The sequence below is a fragment of the Streptomyces sp. NPDC044003 genome (genome assembly GCF_056435185.1).
On record NZ_JBWKFA010000013.1, the window covers coordinates 61,872 to 82,358 of the forward strand.

Genomic DNA, 20,487 nt, shown 5'->3' on the forward strand with positions numbered 1-20,487 from the left:
GGAGTCCGCATCAGGGGTATTCGTCGGCCGTGAGGAGGAGCTGACGTCGTTGCGGCGGATGCTCACGGGCGAGGGTGCGGCGGCGGTGGTACAGCCGCAGCGAACGTCGGCACGTGCGATCAGCGGGCTAGGTGGCGTGGGCAAGAGCGCGCTCGCCTTGCATTACGCCCATCGCTACCGCGACTCCTACACGCTCGTGTGGTGGGTCTCCGCCGAGTCGCCGGAGACGATCGTGACCGGTCTGGGCCGGATCACAGAACAGGTGTGTCCGCAGTGGGCGCGCGGGTGCGGGCCGGAAGATCGGGCAATATGGGCGATCGCCTGGCTCCAGGCGCACCCGGGATGGCTGCTCGTCTTCGACAACGTCGAGGACCCGTCCCATCTGCACCCCTACCTGGGCACCCTTTCCGGCGGACACCACCTCGCCACCAGCCGCAGAGCCACCGGCTGGCACGCCCTGGCCCCCGTCATGCCCCTGGACACCCTCCCGCCGGGCGAGGCGACCGACCTGCTGTGCTCTCTCGCCTTCCACGGCCAGGTAGCCACAGCGGAGCAGCGGGAGGCAGCGCGGCGGCTCGCCGAAGACCTGGGGTGCCTGCCGCTGGCCCTGGAACAGGCCGGCGCCTACGCCTACCGCACCGGCATCGACCTCGACACCTATCGCCACTCTCTCGCCCTCGTCCTTGACGACAACCGCGACGCCCCGGGTCCGGAACGCACGATCGCCCGGATCTGGGACCACACCCTCACTGCCCTGACCACCCGCAATCCTCTGGCCGTCACCCTTCTGCACACCATGGCCTGGCTCGCCCCCGACGGCATCCCCCGCACCCTTCTTGCCCCCCTCACCCCGCACCCGCTCGCACTCGCCAATGCCCTGGGGGAACTGCACGCTTACAACATGGTCGCCTTCACCCCTGACCGTCAGGGCGTCGGCGTCCACCGGCTCGTACAGACCGTCCTACGCAACCGCGACCCGCAGGCCCTCGGTCGCACAGAGGCCGAACAGGCCGTCCGCCAAGCTCTTCCGCCCGGCAACTCCCAGCCCGACGACACCATCGATTGGGAACGCCTCCTTCCCCATGTCCACGCTCTGGCCGACACCACGCCGGTTGATGCCACAGCCTCCATCGATACCGCCAATACCTACGAGCGGGCAGCCCAGTACTTGTGCCGGCAAGGCCGCCACGCCCATACCACCAACCTCCGCGGACAGGTCCTCGCCCAGCGAGCGGAAGTACTGGGCGACACCCACCCGGACACCCTGACCAGCCGCAACAACCTCGCCGTCGCCTACGAGTCGGCCGGAGACCTGAGGCGGGCGATCCCTCTGTACGAGGCCACCCTCGCCCAGTCCGTGGAGGTGCTGGGGGACACCCACCCGGACACCCTGACCAGCCGCAACAACCTCGCCGTCGCCTACGAGTCGGCCGGAGACCTGAGACGGGCGATCCCTCTGCACGAGGCCACCCTCGCCCAGCGAGCGGAAGTACTGGGCGACACCCACCCGGACACCCTGATCAGCCACAACAACGTCGCCTACGTCTACCACTCGGCCGGAGACCTGAGACGGGCGATCCCTCTGCACGAGGCCACCCTCGCCCAGCGAGCGGAGCTACTGGGGGACACCCACCCGGACACCCTGAACAGCCGCAACAACCTCGCCCACGCCTACCAGGACGCGGGGGATCTGGGACGAGCGATCCCTCTGCTCGAGACCACCCTCGCCCAGCGAGCGGAAGTACTGGGCGACACCCATCCCTCCACCCTGAACAGCCGCAACAACCTCGCCAGCGCCTACGAGTCGGCCGGAGACGTGGGACGGGCGATCCCTCTGTATGAGGCCACCCTCGCCCAGTCCGTGGAGGTGCTGGGCGATACTCACCCCTCCACCCTGAACAGCCGCAACAACCTCGCCAGCGCCTACCACTCGGCCAGAGACCTGAGACGGGCGATCCCTCTGTACGAGGCAACCCTCGCCCAGCGAGCGGAAGTACTGGGCGACACCCACCCGGACACCCTGAACAGCCGCAACAACCTCGCCCACGCCTACCAGGACGCGGGGGATCTGGGACGAGCGATCCCTCTGCACGAGACCACCCTCGCCCAGTCCGTGGAGGTGCTGGGCGATACTCACCCCTCCACCCTGAACAGCCGCAACAACCTCGCCAGCGCCTACGAGTCGGCCGGAGACCTGAAACGGGCGATCCCTCTGTATGAGGCCACCCTCGCCCAGCGAGCGGAGCTACTGGGCGACACCCACCCGGACACCCTGACCAGCCGCAACAACCTCGCCCTCGCCTACCAGGAGGCGGGGGATCTGGGACGGGCGATCCCTCTGTACGAGACCACCCTCGCCCAGTCCGTGGAGGTGCTGGGCGATACTCACCCCTCCACCCTGATCAGCCGCAACAACCTCGCCAGCGCGCTGGAAGCTGCAAAGGCTGTACAGCAGTGCGGTACAACAACTAAAGCGATCGATAGCGGCTCTCAGCTTTTCCCTCACCCTAAATAACCGGTATGCCCATTCCCGACCGAACCCTATGAAGTCATGGCGGCTCTACCTTCTAAATCAAAGGGCCGCGTAAGCCGTCGCCGGTACGACGCGTTGTCCTGGTCTTTGTCCAGTACGCCAGAGGACGTGGCCGTTCATCTGCATCCACGAACCCACCTAAACGGCCGCACGAACGCCTACGGACGTACATGAACGACGGGGCGGACAGTTGGAAAGCGTGTTGGGGGCAACCCCTCACGAGTTCGAATCTCGTATCCTCCGCCAGTGCCTCACCGGGCACGTTGTCGAAGGGCCCCACCGTTCACGGTGGGGCCCTTCGACGTATGCCGTGCCTGCCGTCCCGCTACACGGGGCAGGGGCGGTACTCGAGACTCAGCTCACGGTCGACGGCGTAGCTGGTCCGCATCGACGCGTCGATGACCTGCTGCCAGGAGCCGTACTTCGCGTACAGCTGGTCCGCCGTGGGGCCGAGGGGGTTGCCGTACTTGGCGATGTTCCGCTCCTCCAGGACGCGGACCTCCTCCGGGGTCATACCGGCGCGGGTGATCTCCTTGGCCTGGTTCCGCATGTCCACGAGCTCCCGAGCGATCTCCTCGTCCGTGGCCCCCGCCTCGCGCATGTCGCGCTCGGTGCGGTGCATGTCCTCCAGGAGCCCGTGGTACCGCATCCGGGTCCGCTGGGCCTCGACCTTCTCGTCCATCGGCAGGACACGGATCCGGCACACGACCGGGTCGGCGCTGGGACAGGGATCGTCGGCGGAGACGGGCGGGGCGAGGGGAGCCGTGATGACGGAGCCACAGGCCTCCGCCGCCCCGACCAGGGACGAGCCGGCCGCACCGAGGAGGGCGACGGCCGCCACGAACGGAACGAGGGCGCGGCTCAACAAGGAAGAGGAAGGTCGCATGGGCGCATCCTCGGGGACGCCGACCTGCCCCTTCACGCAGGCGCACCGGGTGATCACTCCTATGACGGCAGGCATGCAGGGGCGTGGCCCGCAGGGCTGAACGTGACTCCCAGCAGGGCTCGTTCACTGGATAGGGGGGTGATCGGCGGGAGGGACGTTCCTTCTCCATCCGATCTGTAGTGATGCCGATACTTTCTGTGATGACCAGTCGGCACACTCGACTCAACTAGGGGCGATCAATGAGGAAGTTGGCAACGGCGGCCGTGGCTGCGGGGCTTTTCTTCGGGGGGATGGGGGTGGCGGCGGCCGACTCGTGGCATGCAGTAGCGACCTTCAAGACAACCGGAGCGCACTTCGCGGAAGCGAAGTACAAGTGGGAGCCCGCAGAGGTGCAGCAGGGCGCCTTCCACATCAAGGGCGAGCTGCGTGACATTGGCAAGAACGACAACCACAACGTGTATCTCCAGGTGAAGGTTCACGGTTACGGCTGGAACCGCTTCGACGGGGTGCAGAAGAAGAACGTCCGGATCGACAAGCTCGTGCACGACGGTGCCTCTCGGTACACCAATACGGCACAGGTGCGCGTATGCCAGAACCGCGGCTCCTTGCACCCTGACAACTGCTCTCCGACGAAGCGCTTCAAGCGCCCGTAGGGCAGTCGATCAGTGCGGGAGCCGCTCACCAGCGGCTCCCGCTCCCATAGGAGTGCACATCTTGAAGGACGTCATCCTCCGCGCCGAGGGCGTGGATCTCTTCTACGGCACACAGCAAGCGGTAACCGGTGCCGATTTCACGCTCAAGCGCGGCGAAGTGGCCGCCATCATGGGCAGCAGTGGGTCGGGGAAGTCGTCCCTGCTGTACTGCCTCGCCGGGGTTCTTCCGCCCTCCAACGGCACGGTGACCTTCGATGGAGTACAGCTCTCGTCTCTCCCCGACGGGGAGCTCAGTGCCTTGCGTCGCACCCGCCTGGGATTCGTGTTCCAGTACGGGGAACTGCTGCCGGAACTGACCGTCGAGGAGAACGCGGCGCTTCCTCTCCGGCTCGCCGGGATCAGTAAGTCCCATGCCCACGCCATGGCCGGCCAGGTGCTGGGGCGGCTTGGGATGGGCGATCTGTTGCGGCGCAGGACGTCGAAGCTGTCGGGTGGCCAGAGTCAGCGCGTTGCAGTTGCGCGAGCCCTGGTCCACCGGCCGGACGTGGTGTTCGCGGACGAACCCACCGGAGCGCTCGACAGCGCCAACGCAGCTGCCGTGCTCGATGAGTTCCTTCAGCTGGCGAGAAGACAGAAGACCGCCGTCGTCATCGTCACGCACGACGCCGATGTCGCCGCCAAGGCCGACACCCAGTACACGATGTCGGATGGTGTGCTGGCCCAGCGGGTGGCGGTGTGAACGCGTTCGTCCTTGGCATGCGTCTGCTGTGGCGCAGCGGGCGCAGGGCGCGGGTCAGGTTCCTCCTGATGGTGTTCGGGTCCGCACTTGGCGTTGCCTGCCTGGCCGCCGCACTCACCATTCCGACGATCATCGCTGCCAGCGATGCCCGCGTGACGATCCGATCTGTGCAGTCCGCCAAGAACACCAACGCCGTCTACCAAGAATTCCTGGACCCCTATGGCTCACAACCGTTGCGACGAATCTTCATTGCTCGCACAGGTCCTGGGCCTCTGCCGGTTCCCCCGGGAATCAAGGAACTGCCTCGCGCAGGCGAGGCGATCGTTTCGCCGAAGCTGGGCGAGATCTTGGCCGCCAACCCATCCGCTGCGGGACTCGTACCCGGCCATGTGACCGGCACGATTGCCCCGCCGGGGCTCGCAGGTCCCGACGAGCTTTACGCCTACATCGGCACCAGGCCGGATGCGCTGACCGGGGCGGCCCCGCTCAGCCACTTCGGCACCAAGTACATGCAGCACGAGCTCATCGATCCATCCACCCTGGACATCCTGCGGTTCACGCTCGGCTGCATCGTGCTACTCCCTCTCGTCATCTTCCTCTCGGTCTGCGCGCGGCTCTCCGGCGAGTCCCGTGCGCGCCGGCTCGCTGCACTTCGCCTCCTCGGCCTCAGCTTGAAGGACACTCTGCGGGTCAACGCCGGAGAAAGTGTGGTCGCCGCCTTTGTCGGTTCCGTGGTCGGACTCATCGGTTATCTCGGGGTCAACGAATTCATGGCGCGGGTCGGGTTGCCCGGGTTGCACTGGTACCCAGCCGACGGGCGGCCGGAAGGGGTAACCATCGCCGTATGCCTGCTGGGGTGTCCGGTCCTCGCATGGGTCGTCGGGCAGTTCAGCCCGCGGCAGGCAGCTCAGTCGCCCATCAGCGTGCGCCGCACTGGAGAGAGCAAGCCTCCGAAGAAGTACGGGACGTTGCTGTTGATCCCCGGACTTGGGGTCATCGGCGGATACTGCGTACTCAGTGCGATGGGGCGGGATCCGTCAGGCGGGTCCGGCAGTTCGGTGCTCGTTCCCGCTGCCGTGCTAATGACGGGGGCGGGGCTCGTGTTCGGTCTGGCACCGATCACGTCATGGCTCTCGCAACGTCTGGCGGCTGTGTCGAAGTCACTGCCTCTGTCACTCGCCATGCGACGGACGGAGGTCGATCCAGGCAGCGCGCTGCGAGTGGTCACCGGTCTCGTGCTGCTGGTGTTCGGGGCCTCACTCACGCAAGGGGTACTCATCGAATTGGATCAGGTCAGTCGGAGAACGACTCCGGTCCAGGAGTACAGCCTTCCGATGTCGGAGCTGAGTGGGCAGCAGCGCACGCAGATGTCCGCATTGAGTGGCGTACAGGCCCATGGGCTCGTCACCCAGTCATGGGTGGCCAGCTTGGAAGAGGACGTACCCAGAATCCAAGCTGTCGTTGCAACCTGTGGTCAGTTGGCTGCTTTCACTGAGACCACGAACGGATGCGTCGACAACAAGGTGCTGCGGATCACGGATCCGACTTACCCGTCTGATGACGATGCTCGCCCCGGCAGCAGCTTCCCGTTCCTGCTCAGCGACGGGCGAAGGCTGCAGGTCGCCCTGCCCCGGGACGCTGTCACGGTTCGGTCTTACCAACCCTCAGAGTTCGGCGGTCCAAGCCTGCTCATCCCTCCCTCACGCCTCCCCCCAGGCGCCCAGATCGCAGACGCCCGCTTCGTTCTCGTCAGTCCTTCCGACCCCGACACCGTCCGCTCCGTTCTCGACGGCATCGGGGCCGTTGCGCCCACCGCCTCCGTCGAGCCCGTCGGGATTGTCATCGACTCGCTCGCTCAGTTGACCGTGATTCGGAGTCTGCTCGTCGTCGGGATGGTGCTCGGGCTGGTGATCGGGGTTGCCGCGTTTGTCGTGTCCGTGGCCGATCGGGCCATGGAGCGGCGGGGGCAGGTGACCGCGCTTGCCTTGTTGGGGGCTCGGGCCGGGACGTTGCGGGTGGTGCAGGTGGTGCAGGTGTTGTTGCCGTTGGTCGTGGGGTTGGGGGCGGCCATCGTCACCGGGTGGCTGGCCGAGTCCAGTTATCTGATCACCGGGGGTGGCGAGGTGCACTGGGACTGGGACGGGTTGCCCTTGTTGTTCGCCTCAGCCCTGGGGGTCATGCTCGCCGCCGCGGTCGCCTCCGTTCCCATGGTGCGGCGCCACATCGATCCCGAGCACATCCGGCGGGACTGATCGGCGAGCGAGCGATCAGCGAGAGGACGTACGGACTGGGCCACGGGCGCACCCAGCGCGCTCGTGGCCCATGTCCTGGCCGGGGGAAGTAGCTTCAGGCCGCCAGGGTGTGGGTGGTGCGGCGTTCGATTCGGGTCTTCAGGGTCAGCGTCGTCGCCGACGCTGCCGTGCCCGCCAGCAGCGCCGTCCACCACAGCGTCGCCGGGCTCAGGGTCGTGTACGTCGTCACCCCGAGCGTCAGCGCCCCGAAGCGGGCCACGCCCCACGTCCAGCTGAACGCTCCCTGGTAGCGGCCCCGGGCGTGGGCCGGGGCCAGGTTCGCGAAGAGGCCCGCCGCGATGCCCGCGACGACCACCTCGCCCAGCGACCAGACCACCACCGACAGCGCGTAGCCGGCGACGCTGTCCGCCAGGCCGGTCAGCGCGACGCCCACCGCGATCAGCGCGCTGCCCGCGCTCTGCACCACGAGCTGCGGCAGTCGGGACAGCCAGGCCGTCGCGAAGGGCTGGAGTGCGACCACCATGATCGCGTTGACCGCCGCCATCGCCCCGTACACCGCCGGCGACAGGCCGCTGTCGCGGACCGCGAGCGGGAGTGCGACCTCCGTCAGCGAGTACACGAAGAGCTGGATCCCGAAGAGGGGGAGCAGGAGCATCGCCAGGCGGTCGCGGATCACCACGCCGTAGCCGATTCCGTCCTTCGCCTGCTTCTGCGGCTCCTCGCGCTTCGGTTCCTCGATGCGTGCAGCCACCACCAGCGCGTACAGCAGCATCGAGCCCGCGTCCACCGCGAACAGGAGCCAGTACCCCTGCGCCGCCAGGTAGCCGCCCAGGACTCCCGCCACCGCGGTGCCGATGTTCACGCCCCAGCCGAAGAGGGCGTACGCGCGCCGGCGCCGTTCGCTGTCGACGGCGTCGGCCAGCAGCGCGTACGCCGCCGGGGAGACCAGGCTGCCCGCCGCGCTGATCAGCAGCGCCGCCGCCGCCATCGTCCACACCCCCGGCGCCAGGAAGAGGGCCCCCTGCGCCGCCGCCGCGCCGATCAGGCCGATCAGCATCGTGGGACGGCGGCCGATCCGGTCCGCGAGGATGCCGCCCACGGCCGGGCCGATCAGGTTGCCCGCGCCGAGCGCGCCGAGCACGTACGTGGATTCCCCGCCGTTCACTCCCCGCGAGGCCAGGAAGAACACCAGGAACGGGGTGACCAGGTAGCCGAGACGGTTGACGATCGTTCCCGCGAAGATCGTCCAGACCACGGACGGGAGGTCGCGGAAGGCGGAGGGGGAGAGGGAGAGGGAGGCACGGGTTCTGGGCATGAGGGGAGTTTGTTTTCCCGTCCCGCCGTCCCTCCATTGATTAAGGTCAGGCCGAATCCATTCGCCTACTCCAGGACGTAGCACGCATGGAAGCCGGGCTCAGTTTCTCCGCCGCCGACCTCGCCCAGACCCGCTTCGCCGTCTCCCCCATGTGGGAAGTCGTCACCAGCTACCGCATCGTCGCCCACCATCGCGACTCCGCCGCCCACAGCCGCTGGGCCGCCCAGGTCCGGCCCCGGATCGTCCGCGCCGGCCTCGATCGCGGCTGGCTCGCCGCCCTCGTGCCCGCCCGCGGCTACCTCGCCGACTTCCTCAACCCCACCCCCGCCGGGCCCTTCCCCACCCTCGACGCCGAGCTCGACGCCCTGCGCCGCTCCCCCGCCGCCGACGTGATCGACGACCTCGACACCTTGGAGCGGAAGGGCGTCGCCCCGGCTCGACTCCGGGCGCTGCGCGAGGACCCCTCGGCCGTCCTCCCCAAGGTCGCCGACGAGATCGAGACCTACTGGGAAATCGCCCTCGCCCCCTACTGGGCCCGCATCCAGAAGGTCCTGGAGGCCGATGTCTTCCACCGGGCACGGCAGGTCGCCGAGCACGGTTCCGCGCGGGTCCTGAGCGAACTCCACGAGACCGTGCGGTGGGACGACGGCACCCTGCGGCTCGTACGGCGGCACTGCGCGCTCACCCGCGACCAGGCCGGCTCCGGGCTGCTGCTCATCCCCTCCGTCTTCGCCTGGCCCCAGGTCCTCACCCGTTCCGTCCATCCCGACCCGCCTCAACTCGCCTATCCCGCACGAGGGTTCGGTGGCGTCTGGGAGCCTCGTGCCACCGCCGCCACCGACGCCGTCGCCGCCGTCCTCGGCCGCTCCCGCACCCTGCTCCTCACCGAGCTCGACACCCCCGCCTCCACCACCCAGCTCGCCACCCACTGCGGCATGTCCGCCGCCGGCGTCTCCCAGCACCTCATCGCCCTCCGGAACGCCGGACTCGTCACCGCCCACCGCAGCGGCCGCTCCGTCCTCTACGCCCGCACCGCCGTCGCCGACCAACTCCTCCAGCCCCCGGGGATCATTACGGGATGAGCTCTTCTTCCTGGACCGAGCGTGTTCTCGTACGTGATGACGGTGTACGGCTCTCCCTCCGCGACTGGGGCGGCCCTGGCGACTCGGGCACCCCCGGGCCCGACACCCTCCTCCTCCACGGGCTCGCCGGGCACTCCGGTGAGTGGGACGCCGTCGCCCGGCTGCTCCGGGACGCCGGCCACCGGGTCGTCGCCCTCGACCAGCGCGGACACGGCAGCAGCGAGCGGCTCCCGGCGGACGTCTCCCGTGCCGCGTACGTCGCCGACGTCCTCGCCGTCGTCGAGGAACTCGGGCTCGTACGGCCCCTGTTGATCGGCCAGTCGCTCGGCGGGCACACCGCGCTCCTCACCGCCGCCGCCCACCCCGGCCTGCCGCGCGCGCTCGTCCTCGTCGAGGCCGGGCCCGGCGAGCCCGAGCCCGGTCTGCCGGAGCAGATCGGGGGCTGGCTGCGGGCCTGGCCGGTGCCGTTCCCCTCGCGGGAGGCGGCCGTCGCGTACCTGGGGGACGGCAGGCGGGCCGTCGGGGAAGGGTGGGCCGACGGCCTCGAGGAGCGCGACGGCGGGCTCTGGCCGCGCTTCGACCCCGAGGTCATGGAGCGGTCCCTCGACGAGAACGCCCGGCGGGACTTCCGGGAGGAGTGGGCCGCCGTCGCCTGCCCCGGTCTCGTCGTGCTCGGGGAGGGCGGGATCATCGGTCGTGATCAGTACGCGGAGATGGCTCGGGTGCAGGCCGGGCTGCGGGGCGTCAGCCTCCCCGGTGCCGGGCACGACGTGCACCTTGAGCGGCCCGAGCTGCTGGGCGGGCTGATTCTCGATTTCGTACGGCAGGAAAGGCTTTGACGCCCTTGCCGTGGAGCCCTTGTCGTTGAGCCCGTATGCGTGGAGCCCGTATGCGTGGAGCCCTTTCCCCCGCAGCCCTTTCCTCGAAGCCCTTGCCTTGGAGTGCACTTCACTCCCTAGAGTGCGCGCATGCGCTATCGGGTACTCGGCGGGACCGGGATCGACGTCAGCACCTACTGCCTCGGCACCATGATGTTCGGGGCGGTCGGCAATCCGGACCACCAGGAGTCCGTACGGATCATCCATGCCGCCCTCGACCAGGGCATCAACTTCGTCGACACGGCCGACATGTACTCGGCCGGCGAGTCCGAGGAGATCGTCGGCAAGGCGCTGCGCGACCCCCGGCGCCGTGAGGCCACCGTCCTCGCCACCAAGGTGTACTTCCCGATGGGCGGCGAAGGGCCCAACAAGGGTGGCTCCTCCCGCCGTTGGATCACCCTCGCCGTCGAGAACAGCCTCAAGCGGCTCGGTACGGAGTGGATCGACCTCTATCAGGTGCATCGGCCCGATCACCGGACCGACATCGAGGAGACCCTCGATGTTCTCGGTGACCTCGTCGGTCAGGGGAAGATCCGGGCCTTCGGCTGTTCCACCTTCCCCGCCGAGGAGATCGTCGAGGCCCACGCCGTCGCCGAACGGCGCGGGCTGCGCCGGTTCCGCTCCGAGCAGCCGCCGTACTCGCTGCTCGCGCGGGGCGTGGAGGCCTCCGTGCTGCCCACCGCCCAGAAGTACGGGATGGGGGTGCTGACCTGGAGCCCGCTCGCCTCCGGCTTCCTCACCGGCAAGTACCGCAAGGGGCAGCCGATCGACCTCACCAGCGGGCGGGCCGCGCTCACCCCGCACCGCTTCGACCCCTCACTGCCCGTGAACGCCGCCAAGCTCGACGCCGTCGAGGCCCTCGTCGACGTCGCCGAGTCCATCGGGTGCTCCCTGCCCGAGCTGGCGATCGCCTTCGCGGCCGCGCACCCGGCCGTGACCTCCGTGATCCTGGGGCCCCGGACGATGGAGCAGCTGGAGGGGCTGCTGAAGGGCTCGACCGTCGTCCTCACCGACGAGACCCTCGACCGGATCGACGCGATCGTGCCGCCCGGGACCAACCTCTACCAGCCGGACGGCGCCTGGAAGCCGCCCTTCCTCACCGATCCGGCCCTGCGGCGGCGGCCGTTGGGCGAGCGGGCGGCCGGGTGAGCGGAAGGGGGCCTAGGCGCTGGGCGTGAACTGTTCCGTGCCCACCACCCGGAGCAGTGCCAGGCGTTCCCCCGCGTCCGTGCCCGGAGGCGGGGTGTAGAGGACGAGGCGCTGTTCGCCCTCCGGGGCGAGCAGCACCTGGCAGTCCAGGTCGACCGCGCCGATCAGCGGGTGCGCGACCCGCATCCGGCTGTGCCGGCGGACCGCCACCTCGTGCCGTTCCCACAGCTCCGTGAACTCCTCGCTCGCCCCGTGCAGACGCTCCACGAGCCGGGTGGCGGCCGGGTCGCCGGAGCGGCGGGCGACGGCCGCGCGCAGGTCGGCGACGTGGAGGCGGCTGTAGTACGCGTGCTCCTCGGCCGGGTACGCCGTACGGGCCGCCGGGTCGGCGAACCAGCGCCACGCCACGTTCCGCCCGTGCTCCGACACCGTGCACACCCCGCCGAGCAGGGACCGGGCCATCGCGTTCTGGGCGAGGACGTCCCCGAGGTCGCTCAGGACCTGCGCGGGGGTCGTGTCCAGCTGGTCGAGCAGGTGCAGCAGGCCCGGTGCGACGTGGTCGCCGGCCGTGGCGCCGGCGGGCGGGCGGTGGCCGGCGAGGAGGTGGAGGTGGTCGCGCTCGTCGGTGTCGAGACGCAGCGCGCGGGCGAGCGCGGCGAGCATCTGCGGCGAGGGCTGCGGGCTGCGGGCCTGTTCCAGGCGGATGTAGTAGTCGGCGGACATGCCCGCGAGCTGGGCGACCTCCTCGCGGCGCAGTCCGGGCGTGCGACGCCGGGGTCCGGCCGGGAGGCCCGCGTCCTGCGGGCGGACCCGCTCGCGGGAACGGCGCAGGAAGTCGGCGAGTTCACGGCGGTCGATCGTCATGCGGATCATGGTGCCGCGTACGGGCGGTCGTATCCAGGGACCGGCAGTCCCCGGGCCCCGACAGCGAGGCAGAGCCGCATCCGGGGGACGGCCGGCCCCCGGGGCACGCGGCCCCGACAGCGAGGCAGAGCCGCATCCAGGGACTGCCGGTCCCAGGGTCAGGAAGGCTCTCCCGGTGGCTTTCGGTGGTCGGCAGAGTCCTCGGTGTCAGGCAGCGCGACCGCCTCCGCCGGAGGTGGTCGGGCAACCACCGGGTTCACCACCCCCTCCCCCCCGGAGCAGAGATCATGGCCACCGTCACCGTCGGCACCGCCCGCGTCCACTACGACATCGAGGGTTCGGGCGCCGGGCCCGCGCTTCTCCTCGTCCACGGCACCGGTTCCGGTGGCGCCGTCATCAACTGGGGCCGGACCGCGCCCCGTTTCACCGCCGACCGCCGGGTGATCACCCTGGACCTGTCCGGCGCCGACCGGACCGTCGACGACGGCGGCCCGCTGACCGTCGAGACGCTCGCCGCGCAGATCGTCGCGGTGATCGAGGACGCGGGGACCGGCCCGGTCGACCTGCTCGGGTTCTCGATGGGGGCGCCGGTGTCCGCGGCCGTCGCTGCCCTCCGCCCGGACCTGGTCGAGCGGCTCGTGCTGGTGGCGGGGTGGGCGTACACCGACGGCGACGAGTACCTGCGGAACCTGTTCACGCTGTGGCAGCGGCTCGGCGCGTACGACCCGGCGGGCTTCGGGCGGAGCGTGACGATGACCGGGTTCAGCCGCGACTTCCTCAACTCGATCGGCCGCGAGGGCGTCGAGGCCCTCATCCCGAACATGCCGCCCACCCCGGGCACCCTGCGGCACGTGGCGCTCGACCTCGGGGTCGACATCCGCGGGCTGCTGCCCCGGATCACGGCGGAGACGCTGGTCATCGGCGGTACGCAGGACGCCACGGTGCCGGTGGAGAACAGCAGGGAGCTGCACGCGGCGATCGCCCGCAGCACGTACGCGGAGATCGACGCCGGGCACGTCATGCTCTTCGAGAAGGAGGACGAGTTCGTGAAGACGGTGACGGAATTCCTCCGCTCGGCCGCCTCCTGAAGCCATCCTTGACCGCATGGCGGAAACCAGAATGATCGACGCGGCCGAGCGGCGGGCCCGGCTCGGGGTACGGCACCGGCTGGCCGCGGGCGCGCGGGCGAAATCCGCGGCGGAGGTCGGGGGCGCGCTCGTGGCGCTGCACGCGACGGACCCGGCGAGCGTGTTCCTCGCGGTGGCGGCGCGGCTGGCGGAGGGCGTCGAGCCGGTGGGGACGGTGGAGCGGGCGCTGTACGAGGACGGGGCCCTGGTGCGTATGCACGGCATGCGGCACACGGTCTTCGTCTTCCCGTCCTCCCTCGCGGCCGACGTCCAGGCCTCGACGACCGAGCCGGCCGCGGTCCGCGAACGGACCACGCTCCTCAAGCACTTGGCGGCCGGCAGCGACTTCGACGGGGAGTGGCTCGCGGAGACCGAGCGGCTCGTCCTCGCCGAGCTGGGCGCGCGGGGCGAGGCGACCGGGGCCGAACTCGGCGAGGCCGTACCGAGGTTGAGGTCGACGTACGTGTACGGGCGGGGGACCCGCCAGGAGGGGGTCCAGTCCGTGGCGAGCCGGGTGCTGCGGGTGCTCGGCATGGAGGGCCGGATCGTGCGGGGCCGGCCGCAGGGTTCGTGGACGTCGAGCCGCTTCCGCTGGGCGCTCGGCGAGGCCCATCCCGTGCGGGATCCGGCGGAGGCGCGGGCCGAGCTGTTGGGGCGGTGGCTCGGGGCGTGCGGGCCCGCGACCGAGGCGGACCTGACGTGGTGGACGGGGTGGAAGGTCACGGACGTCCGCAAGGCGCTGGCGGCGGTGGGGGCGGTGCCGGTGACGGTGGACGAGGGGACGGGTTTCGTCCTGCCGGACGATCTGGGACCCGTACCGGAGCCGGAGCCGTGGGCGGCGCTGCTGCCCGCGCTGGACCCCACGGCGATGGGGTGGCGGGGCCGTGACTGGTACCTGGACCCGGACCACCGGGCGGCGCTGTACGACCGCAGCGGGAACATCGGGCCGACGGTGTGGTGGAACGGCCGGATCGTCGGCGGCTGGGCGCAGCGCCCGGACGGCTCCCTCGCTCGTCGGCTCCTCGCCGACGTGGGCGCGGAGGCGGAGCGGGCGATCGGGGCGGAGGCGGAGCGGCTGGCGGAGTGGCTGGGGGACGTACGGGTGACGCCCCGCTTCCGGACGCCGCTGGAGCGGGAGCTCGCCGGCGCCTAGGGGCTTTCGCGACACCCCCTGGGGCGGCGGCTCCTAGTGACGGCTCGCCAGGCCCGGGACGCCCAGGTCGTAGAGGCCGTCGAGGACCAGGTCGACGCCGACGGCGGCGAGCAGCAGGCCGAGGAGGCGGCCGAGGAGCTCGATCGTGGCGTGGTGGGTGCGGCGCAGGATCCGGGCGAGGAGCAGGACGCAGGCGAGGTCGAGGGCGATGACGGACACGTACGCGCCGACGACCGTCGAGCGCCAGGTGAAGGAGTCGCGGGCGGCCGCCTCGATGAGGACGGCCGTCATGGCGAGCGGGCTCACGACGTACGGCATGAGCAGCTCGCGCACCCCGCTGACCAGGTCGGGGGAGTCCTGGTGGGTACCGTCGGAGCCGAGGTGGAGGCCGAGGACGAGGCCGACGGCGTAGATGAAGAAGATGACGCCGCCGGCGAGCTGGAGGGCGGGCGTGCTGATGTGGAAGACGTCGAGCAGCCAGGGCGCCGTGATGCCGGTGACGAGGCCGACGAGGACGGCCGCGCCGGAGGAGATGAGCGCGATGGTCCGCAGCTGTCGGACGTCGTGGACCTGGGCGAGGCCGGCGAAGGCGAGGAGCACCTTCGGGGGTCCGACGACGGAGAAGAAGGCGATGAAGGCGGCGGAGTAGGTGAGTGCGTTCACACCGGAATCATGGGGCGGTCGGGTGATTTCTCCTGTTTTCCCGGTTTCCGTCCGCGCGGTGTCGAGAACGGCGGACCGGCTCCGACTGTGCTGCGAGAGGAAGTAATCGCAGAGATCGACGAGGAGGACGTCATGAAGTACCTGGTGATGGTCCAGGGAGCGCAGGCCGACTACGAGGCGATGACGGGCCACGGCTCCGCGCAGTACCCGGCCTGGGACAAGGTGCAGCTCAAGTCCATGTTCGCCCACATGAACGCGATCAACGAGGAGGTGTCCGCGCGCGGCGAGATGGTCGACGCCCAGGGCCTCGCCGCCCCGTCCACGGCCCGCTTCGTCACGGTGGACGCCCAGGGCGAGCCGGTCGTGACCGACGGCCCGTACGCCGAGACCAAGGAGGTCCTCGCCGGCTACTGGGTCCTCGACTGCGACTCCCTGGACCGCGTCACGGAGATCGCCGCCCAGGTCGCCCGCTGCCCGGTCCCGCCCGGCTCTCCGGACTACCCGGTGGTCATCCGCCCGATCGACGAGACGGGCCCGAGCCAGGACTGACCTCAGTGCACCCCGTGGGCCCCGCCCGTCGTGCGGGGCCTGCCGTTCGGGATGAGGAGGGGGGCCGTCAGGGCTGTCGTCAGGGCCGTGAGGGTGCAGAGGGTGAAGGTGGTGGTGAAGCCTGCCGTGCCCAGGGCGAGGGTGGAGGTCACGGCCACGCCGATGGTGCCGCCGACCTCGTGGAAGGTGTTGACGATGCCCGAGGCGAGGCCGGCCTCGTGCGGGGGGATCAGGCCGAGGGCCGTCGTAGTGGCGGTGACGAAGACCGCGCCCAGGCCGAGGGCCGCCGTCGCCAGGGACGGCAGGAGGGTCGTCCAGGGGTCGGCGGTCGGGGTCAGGAAGGCGAGCGGCAGGCAGCCCGCCGCCGCCAGAGCCATGCCGCCGGCGGCGCAGGCGCGCGGGCCGGCCGTCGTGACCAGGCGGGAGCCGAGGTGTGCGCCGATGGCCGTGGTGAGCGCGACCGGGAGGAAGAGGAGTCCGGTGCGGAAGGCGTCCAGGCCGTGGACGCGCTGGAGCCGCATCGAGCCCAGGAAGAAGAACGAGATCAGGAGCGCGGTCGCGACCAGCATGAGGAGGGAGCCCGCGACGACCGGGCGTCGGGTCAGCATCCGCAGGTCCATGAGGGGGGTGCGGGTCCTTCGTTCCGCTGCCGCGAACGTTGTGTAGAGGGCGGCCGCGCCCAGGAAGGGGAGCAGGGTCCTGGGCGACGTCCAGCCGGAGTCTCCCGCCCTGATCAGGCCGTAGACGAGTGCTCCCGTGGCGGTGGTGACGAGGATCGCGCCCGGGACGTCCAGGGGGCCGGCCCCTGCCGTGGGCCTGTCCTTCGGGAGGAGTCTCGGGAGTACGGCGAGGAGCGCCAGGCCCGTCGGGACGTTCACGTAGAAGATCCACGGCCAGCCCGGGCCCGCCGTGAGGGCGCCGCCCAGGAGGACTCCGACGGCCGAGCCGGTGCCGCCGATCGCCGCCCAGACGCCGAGGGCCTTGGCCCGTTCCGGGCCGTGGAAGGTGGTGGTGACGAGGGCCAGTGCCGCCGGGGAGAGCAGGGCGGCGCCGATGCCCTGGGCGACGCGGCCGGAGAGCAGGGCGGCGGCGTTCGGTGCGAGGCCGCAGGCCAGGGACGCGGTGGTGAAGAGGGCGAGGCCGGTGAGGAGGACGCGGCGGGCGCCCAGGGCGTCGGCGAGCCGGCCGCCGAGGAGCATCAGGCCGCCGAAGCAGAGGGTGTACGCGGTGACCACCCAGGTCAGGGTCGTACGCCCGAGGTCCAGGTCGGTGGCGACGGCGGGCAGGGCGACGTTCACGACGGTGACGTCCAGGATCAGCATGAACTGGGCCGCACAGATCAGCGCGAGGGCCGTCCAGCGGCGTGCGTGGACGTCGGCGGGGGCGAGGTCGGTCGACATAACTGAACTGTACGGCACAGTACAGTTGAACTCAAGAGTACAGTTCGCTTGGTACGCTCCCCGCATGGATCCCAAGCCCGCCCCCACCGGCGCCCGCGCCGCCCGCAAGCGGCAGGCCGTCGTACGGGCCGCCCGCGACCTCTTCCTCCGCGAGGGCTTCGGCGTCGGCATGGACGCCATCGCCGCCGAGGCGGGCGTCTCCAAGGTGACCGTCTACAACCACTTCGGCAGCAAGGAAGCCCTCTTCACCGCCGTCGTCGCCGGCGCCCTCGACGAACCCCTGCACGGGGACACCGACGGCCCCGACCTCTCCCGCCTCGCCGACGCCGACGATCTGCGCGCCGCCCTCACCGAGGCGGGGCGCGCCTGGGCCCTGGCCGTACGCGCCGACGAGGAGGGCCGCGCCCTGCGCGCCCTCGTCGCCACCGAGCTCCACCGCTTCCCCGAGCTCGGCCTCGCCTGGCGCGCGCACGGCCCGGCCGGCCACCACCCCGCCGTCGCGGACGCCCTGCGCGCCCTCGCCGACCGGGGCCGGCTCGCGATCCCGGACCTGGAGGTCGCGGTCCTCCAGCTGTACTCGCTGCTCGTCTTCCCACAGATGGTGTTCGAGCAGTACGGCACCGAGCTCACCGAGGAGCTGAGCGAGCGGCTCGTCGTCGACGGGGTGGAGATGTTCCTCCGCCGCTACACGCCCTGACAGGTGTCATCCTTGGACTTCGACGGAACCCCGCGCAGGGGAGTAAATTACCCCCTGGGGTATCTGTGGAGGAGTGGCAGTGGAACTCGATCTCGCGGGCGCCGAACTCAAGTCCGTCCTGAACCGGCTGCGCCGGGCCCAGGGCCAGATCTCCGGCGTGATCCGGATGATCGAGGAGGGGCGTGACTGCGAGGAGGTCGTCACCCAGCTCGCCGCCGCCTCCCGCGCCCTCGACCGGGCCGGGTTCGCGATCATCGCGACCGGCCTCCAGCAGTGCCTGACCGACATCGAGGGCGGCCGCAAGAACGGCGAGGACCCCGAGGCGATGCGGGCCCGCCTGGAGAAGCTCTTCCTCTCCCTGGCATAGCGCCGGAAAGAACCTGAAAAACAGCAGTACCCCCGGAGGGCGTTTCCCCCGGGGGTACTTCCGTGTCCGGACGTCGTCAGTCGTCCGCCAGGCCCTTCAGCCGCTTCGCGATGCGCGTCAGGCGCGCGCCCTGGTAGCGGGCGGCCTGGAGGACCTCCTCGCCGGGGGCGCCGTTGGCGCCCGGGTGCGCGGTGCCGTACGGGTTGCCGCCGGCCGCGTACACCGCCGGGTCCGTGAAGCCGGGCGAGACGATGACCGAGCCCCAGTGGTGGAAGGTGTTGTAGAGCGCGAGCAGCGTCGACTCGTTGCCACCGTGGACGTTGTGCGCGCTGGTGAAGGCGGTCGCGGGCTTGTCCGCCATGACGCCCCGCTGCCAGAGCCCGCCCGTCGTGTCGACGTACTGCTTGAGCTGCGCGGCCACGTTGCCGAAGCGGGTCGGCGAGCCCAGCGCGTACGCGTCCGCCCACTCCAGGTCGTCGAGCGTGGCGACCTCCACGTCACCGGTGGCGTCCACATGGGCGCGCCAGGCCGGGTTCGCGTCGATGGCGGCGTCGGGGGCGAGCTCGGGCACCCGGCGGAGGCGCACCTCGGCACCGGCCTTCTCGGCGCCCTCGGCGACGGCCTGGGCGAGCTGGTGCACGGATCCCGTGGCCGAGTAGTAGATGACGGCGACCTTGACGGACATGGTGGACTCTCCTCAGCCGAACTCGACGAGCGAAGCGGATTGCTTTCCGGTTCCTGATATCAAGGTTAAGCGGATTGCTATCCGGTTTGCAAGGGGAACAGGTATGCTCACCTCAGGAAAGCGACCGAGGGGGACGGGGCTCAGGGAACAGGAGTCGGCAGATGAGCGCGGAGAACCCCCAGTCCGGAGAGACGTCCGGAGAGACGTCCGGAGACCGGGCGGCGGTGCCGGCACTCAGCCTGCTCCCCACCGTCGACGCCCCCGCCCCCGAGCGCGCCGACGCGGCCCGCAACCGGCGCCGGATCCTCGACGCGGCCGCCCGGATCGTCGCCGAGGAAGGCCCCGACGCCGTCACCATGAACCAGGTCGCCCACGCCAGCGGCATCGGCGTCGGCACCGTCTACCGCCGCTTCGGCGACGTCTCCCAGCTCCTGTGGGCGCTCCTCGACGAGCGCGAGCGCCGCTTCCAGGAGGCGTACATGAGCGGCCCTCCCCCGCTGGGCCCCGGCGCCCCCGCCGCCGAACGGCTCGACGCCTTCCTCGACGCGCTCGTCGACCGGGTCGCCGCACAGCGCGCCCTGCTGCTCGCGGCGCACTCCGCGGCACCCCGCGCCCGCTACCACAGCGGCGCCTACCGGGTGATGCACACGCACATGGCCCTGCTCATCGGACAGCTCAGGCCGGGGAGCGACAGCACGCTCCTCGCGCACCTGGCGCTCGCGCCGTTCTCGCCCGACGTCATGCACCACCTGACGGTCGAGCAGGCCCTGTCGGCCGACCGGCTCAAGGCCGGTGTGCGGGAGCTGCTCACCCTCCGGGCCTGAACGCCGTCCGACCCGTGGCCGGTGGTGGACCGCCGTGCCCCCGCCGTCGCAGGATCACGCCATGACCACGTACTTGATCCTGCACGGCTTCCAGAACCGCCGCCCGCCCGCCCACTGGCAGCACTGGCTCGCCGGGGAGCTGCGCGAGCGCGGCCACGAGGTCCGCTACCCCCAGCTGCCCGAGCCGGACGCGCCCGGGCTCGACGCGTGGCTCGACGCCCTGGAGGAGCACGGCAGGCGCCCGGCCGAGGGCGAGTTCGTGGTGCTCGCGCACAGCCTCTCGGTGCTGCTGTGGCTGCGCGCCGGGGAGCGCCGGCCGGACGCCGACCGGGTCCTCCTGGTCGCCCCGCCGTCCCCGCAGGTCACCGCCTCGATCCCGGAGATCGCCGCCTTCGCCGACGGCCTCGACCTGACGGAGGCGGGACTCAAGGCGCGGCTCGTGTACGGGGACGGGGACCCGTACTGCCCCGAGGGCGCCGACCTGCACTACGGCATCCCGCTCGGCCTCGACCTGGACCTCGTACCGGACGGCGAGCACCTCAACCCCGACACGGGGTACGGGGAGTGGCCCTCGCTCCTGGAGTGGTGCGAGGACCCGGCGGCACGGGTGCGGAGCAATGGGAACCCGTGGAAAAGCACGGGCCTTTGAGCGGCCGGACCCGATAGCGTCG

General features: G+C 70.8%; 20 protein-coding genes. 14 read left to right on the forward strand and 6 right to left on the reverse strand.

The features are described 5' to 3' along the window. Positions 1–136 precede the first annotated feature (136 nt). The gene (locus AC07AW_RS35440; RefSeq protein WP_478819579.1) at positions 137–2,515 is read left to right on the forward strand and encodes a tetratricopeptide repeat protein; all 2,379 of its coding nucleotides are present in this window, start codon (positions 137–139) and stop codon (positions 2,513–2,515) included. Between the two features lie 343 nt (positions 2,516–2,858). On the opposite strand, the gene AC07AW_RS35445 is transcribed toward AC07AW_RS35440, so the two are convergent. Next, positions 2,859–3,419 (reverse strand): hypothetical protein, encoded by a 561-nt coding sequence (locus tag AC07AW_RS35445; protein WP_478819580.1) that lies wholly within the window; start codon positions 3,417–3,419, stop codon positions 2,859–2,861. Positions 3,420–3,658: 239 nt separating this feature from the next. Here AC07AW_RS35445 and AC07AW_RS35450 point away from each other — a divergent pair, with 239 nt between their 5' ends. The 3 genes from AC07AW_RS35450 (at position 3,659) to AC07AW_RS35460 (ending at position 7,063) form a co-directional block, all read left to right on the forward strand. Continuing rightward, positions 3,659–4,072, forward strand: a complete 414-nt coding sequence (locus tag AC07AW_RS35450) for a hypothetical protein (protein WP_478819581.1) — start codon at positions 3,659–3,661, stop codon at positions 4,070–4,072. Between the two features lie 61 nt (positions 4,073–4,133). Then, on the forward strand, positions 4,134–4,811 hold the full coding sequence (locus AC07AW_RS35455) for an ABC transporter ATP-binding protein (RefSeq protein WP_478819582.1): 678 nt from the start codon (positions 4,134–4,136) through the stop codon (positions 4,809–4,811). Then, positions 4,808–7,063 (forward strand): FtsX-like permease family protein, encoded by a 2,256-nt coding sequence (locus AC07AW_RS35460; RefSeq protein WP_478819583.1) that lies wholly within the window; start codon positions 4,808–4,810, stop codon positions 7,061–7,063. Before AC07AW_RS35455 ends, AC07AW_RS35460 begins: the two co-directional genes overlap by 4 nt. 94 nt (positions 7,064–7,157) lie before the next feature. Here the strand turns inward: AC07AW_RS35460 and AC07AW_RS35465 are convergent, their stop codons facing one another. Then, a complete protein-coding gene (locus AC07AW_RS35465; RefSeq protein ID WP_478819584.1) occupies positions 7,158–8,378 on the reverse strand; it encodes an MFS transporter in 1,221 nt (406 codons plus the stop codon). Positions 8,379–8,464: 86 nt separating this feature from the next. Between AC07AW_RS35465 and AC07AW_RS35470 the strand changes: the two genes are divergently transcribed. From AC07AW_RS35470 to AC07AW_RS35480, 3 genes are all read left to right on the forward strand, one after another. Continuing rightward, complete coding sequence (locus tag AC07AW_RS35470) at positions 8,465–9,460, forward strand: ArsR/SmtB family transcription factor (RefSeq protein WP_478819585.1); 996 nt, start codon at positions 8,465–8,467, stop codon at positions 9,458–9,460. After that, positions 9,457–10,299: an alpha/beta fold hydrolase gene (locus tag AC07AW_RS35475; RefSeq protein ID WP_478819586.1), complete on the forward strand. Its 843-nt coding sequence runs from the start codon at positions 9,457–9,459 to the stop codon at positions 10,297–10,299. The genes AC07AW_RS35470 and AC07AW_RS35475 overlap by 4 nt, the downstream gene beginning before the upstream one ends. Positions 10,300–10,428: 129 nt before the next feature. Continuing rightward, positions 10,429–11,487 carry an aldo/keto reductase gene (locus tag AC07AW_RS35480; RefSeq protein ID WP_478819587.1) on the forward strand — a complete coding sequence of 353 codons (1,059 nt, stop codon included), beginning with the start codon at positions 10,429–10,431 and terminating at the stop codon, positions 11,485–11,487. A gap of 12 nt (positions 11,488–11,499) precedes the next feature. Here the strand turns inward: AC07AW_RS35480 and AC07AW_RS35485 are convergent, their stop codons facing one another. Further along, entirely contained in the window at positions 11,500–12,360 is an 861-nt protein-coding gene (locus AC07AW_RS35485) for a helix-turn-helix transcriptional regulator (RefSeq protein ID WP_478819588.1), read from the reverse strand. Positions 12,361–12,638: 278 nt separating this feature from the next. On the opposite strand from AC07AW_RS35485, the gene AC07AW_RS35490 reads away from it, so the two are divergent. Then, on the forward strand, positions 12,639–13,439 hold the full coding sequence (locus AC07AW_RS35490; protein ID WP_478819589.1) for an alpha/beta fold hydrolase: 801 nt from the start codon (positions 12,639–12,641) through the stop codon (positions 13,437–13,439). A 16-nt stretch (positions 13,440–13,455) separates the two neighbouring features. Continuing rightward, entirely contained in the window at positions 13,456–14,631 is a 1,176-nt protein-coding gene (locus AC07AW_RS35495) for a winged helix DNA-binding domain-containing protein (protein ID WP_478819590.1), read from the forward strand. 33 nt (positions 14,632–14,664) lie between these two features. On the opposite strand, the gene AC07AW_RS35500 is transcribed toward AC07AW_RS35495, so the two are convergent. Further along, entirely contained in the window at positions 14,665–15,294 is a 630-nt protein-coding gene (locus tag AC07AW_RS35500) for a MarC family protein (protein WP_478819591.1), read from the reverse strand. Positions 15,295–15,426: 132 nt separating this feature from the next. On the opposite strand from AC07AW_RS35500, the gene AC07AW_RS35505 reads away from it, so the two are divergent. Next, positions 15,427–15,843 carry a YciI family protein gene (locus tag AC07AW_RS35505; RefSeq protein WP_478819592.1) on the forward strand — a complete coding sequence of 139 codons (417 nt, stop codon included), beginning with the start codon at positions 15,427–15,429 and terminating at the stop codon, positions 15,841–15,843. A 2-nt stretch (positions 15,844–15,845) separates the two neighbouring features. Here AC07AW_RS35505 and AC07AW_RS35510 read toward each other — a convergent pair whose 3' ends face one another. After that, a complete protein-coding gene (locus AC07AW_RS35510) occupies positions 15,846–17,243 on the reverse strand; it encodes a DHA2 family efflux MFS transporter permease subunit (RefSeq protein WP_478819593.1) in 1,398 nt (465 codons plus the stop codon). 64 nt (positions 17,244–17,307) lie between these two features. Here AC07AW_RS35510 and AC07AW_RS35515 point away from each other — a divergent pair, with 64 nt between their 5' ends. After that, positions 17,308–17,940, forward strand: coding sequence for a TetR/AcrR family transcriptional regulator (locus AC07AW_RS35515; RefSeq protein ID WP_478819594.1), 633 nt, complete (start codon positions 17,308–17,310; stop codon positions 17,938–17,940). A gap of 79 nt (positions 17,941–18,019) precedes the next feature. Beyond that, positions 18,020–18,307, forward strand: a complete 288-nt coding sequence (locus tag AC07AW_RS35520) for a metal-sensitive transcriptional regulator (RefSeq protein WP_366037502.1) — start codon at positions 18,020–18,022, stop codon at positions 18,305–18,307. A gap of 76 nt (positions 18,308–18,383) precedes the next feature. Here the strand turns inward: AC07AW_RS35520 and wrbA are convergent, their stop codons facing one another. Next, positions 18,384–18,992 carry an NAD(P)H:quinone oxidoreductase gene (gene wrbA / locus AC07AW_RS35525; protein ID WP_392159521.1) on the reverse strand — a complete coding sequence of 203 codons (609 nt, stop codon included), beginning with the start codon at positions 18,990–18,992 and terminating at the stop codon, positions 18,384–18,386. Between the two features lie 161 nt (positions 18,993–19,153). Between wrbA and AC07AW_RS35530 the strand changes: the two genes are divergently transcribed. Beyond that, a complete protein-coding gene (locus AC07AW_RS35530; RefSeq protein WP_478819595.1) occupies positions 19,154–19,816 on the forward strand; it encodes a TetR/AcrR family transcriptional regulator in 663 nt (220 codons plus the stop codon). Positions 19,817–19,877: 61 nt separating this feature from the next. After that, complete coding sequence (locus tag AC07AW_RS35535; RefSeq protein WP_478819596.1) at positions 19,878–20,465, forward strand: RBBP9/YdeN family alpha/beta hydrolase; 588 nt, start codon at positions 19,878–19,880, stop codon at positions 20,463–20,465. The last annotated feature ends 22 nt before the right edge of the window (positions 20,466–20,487 follow it).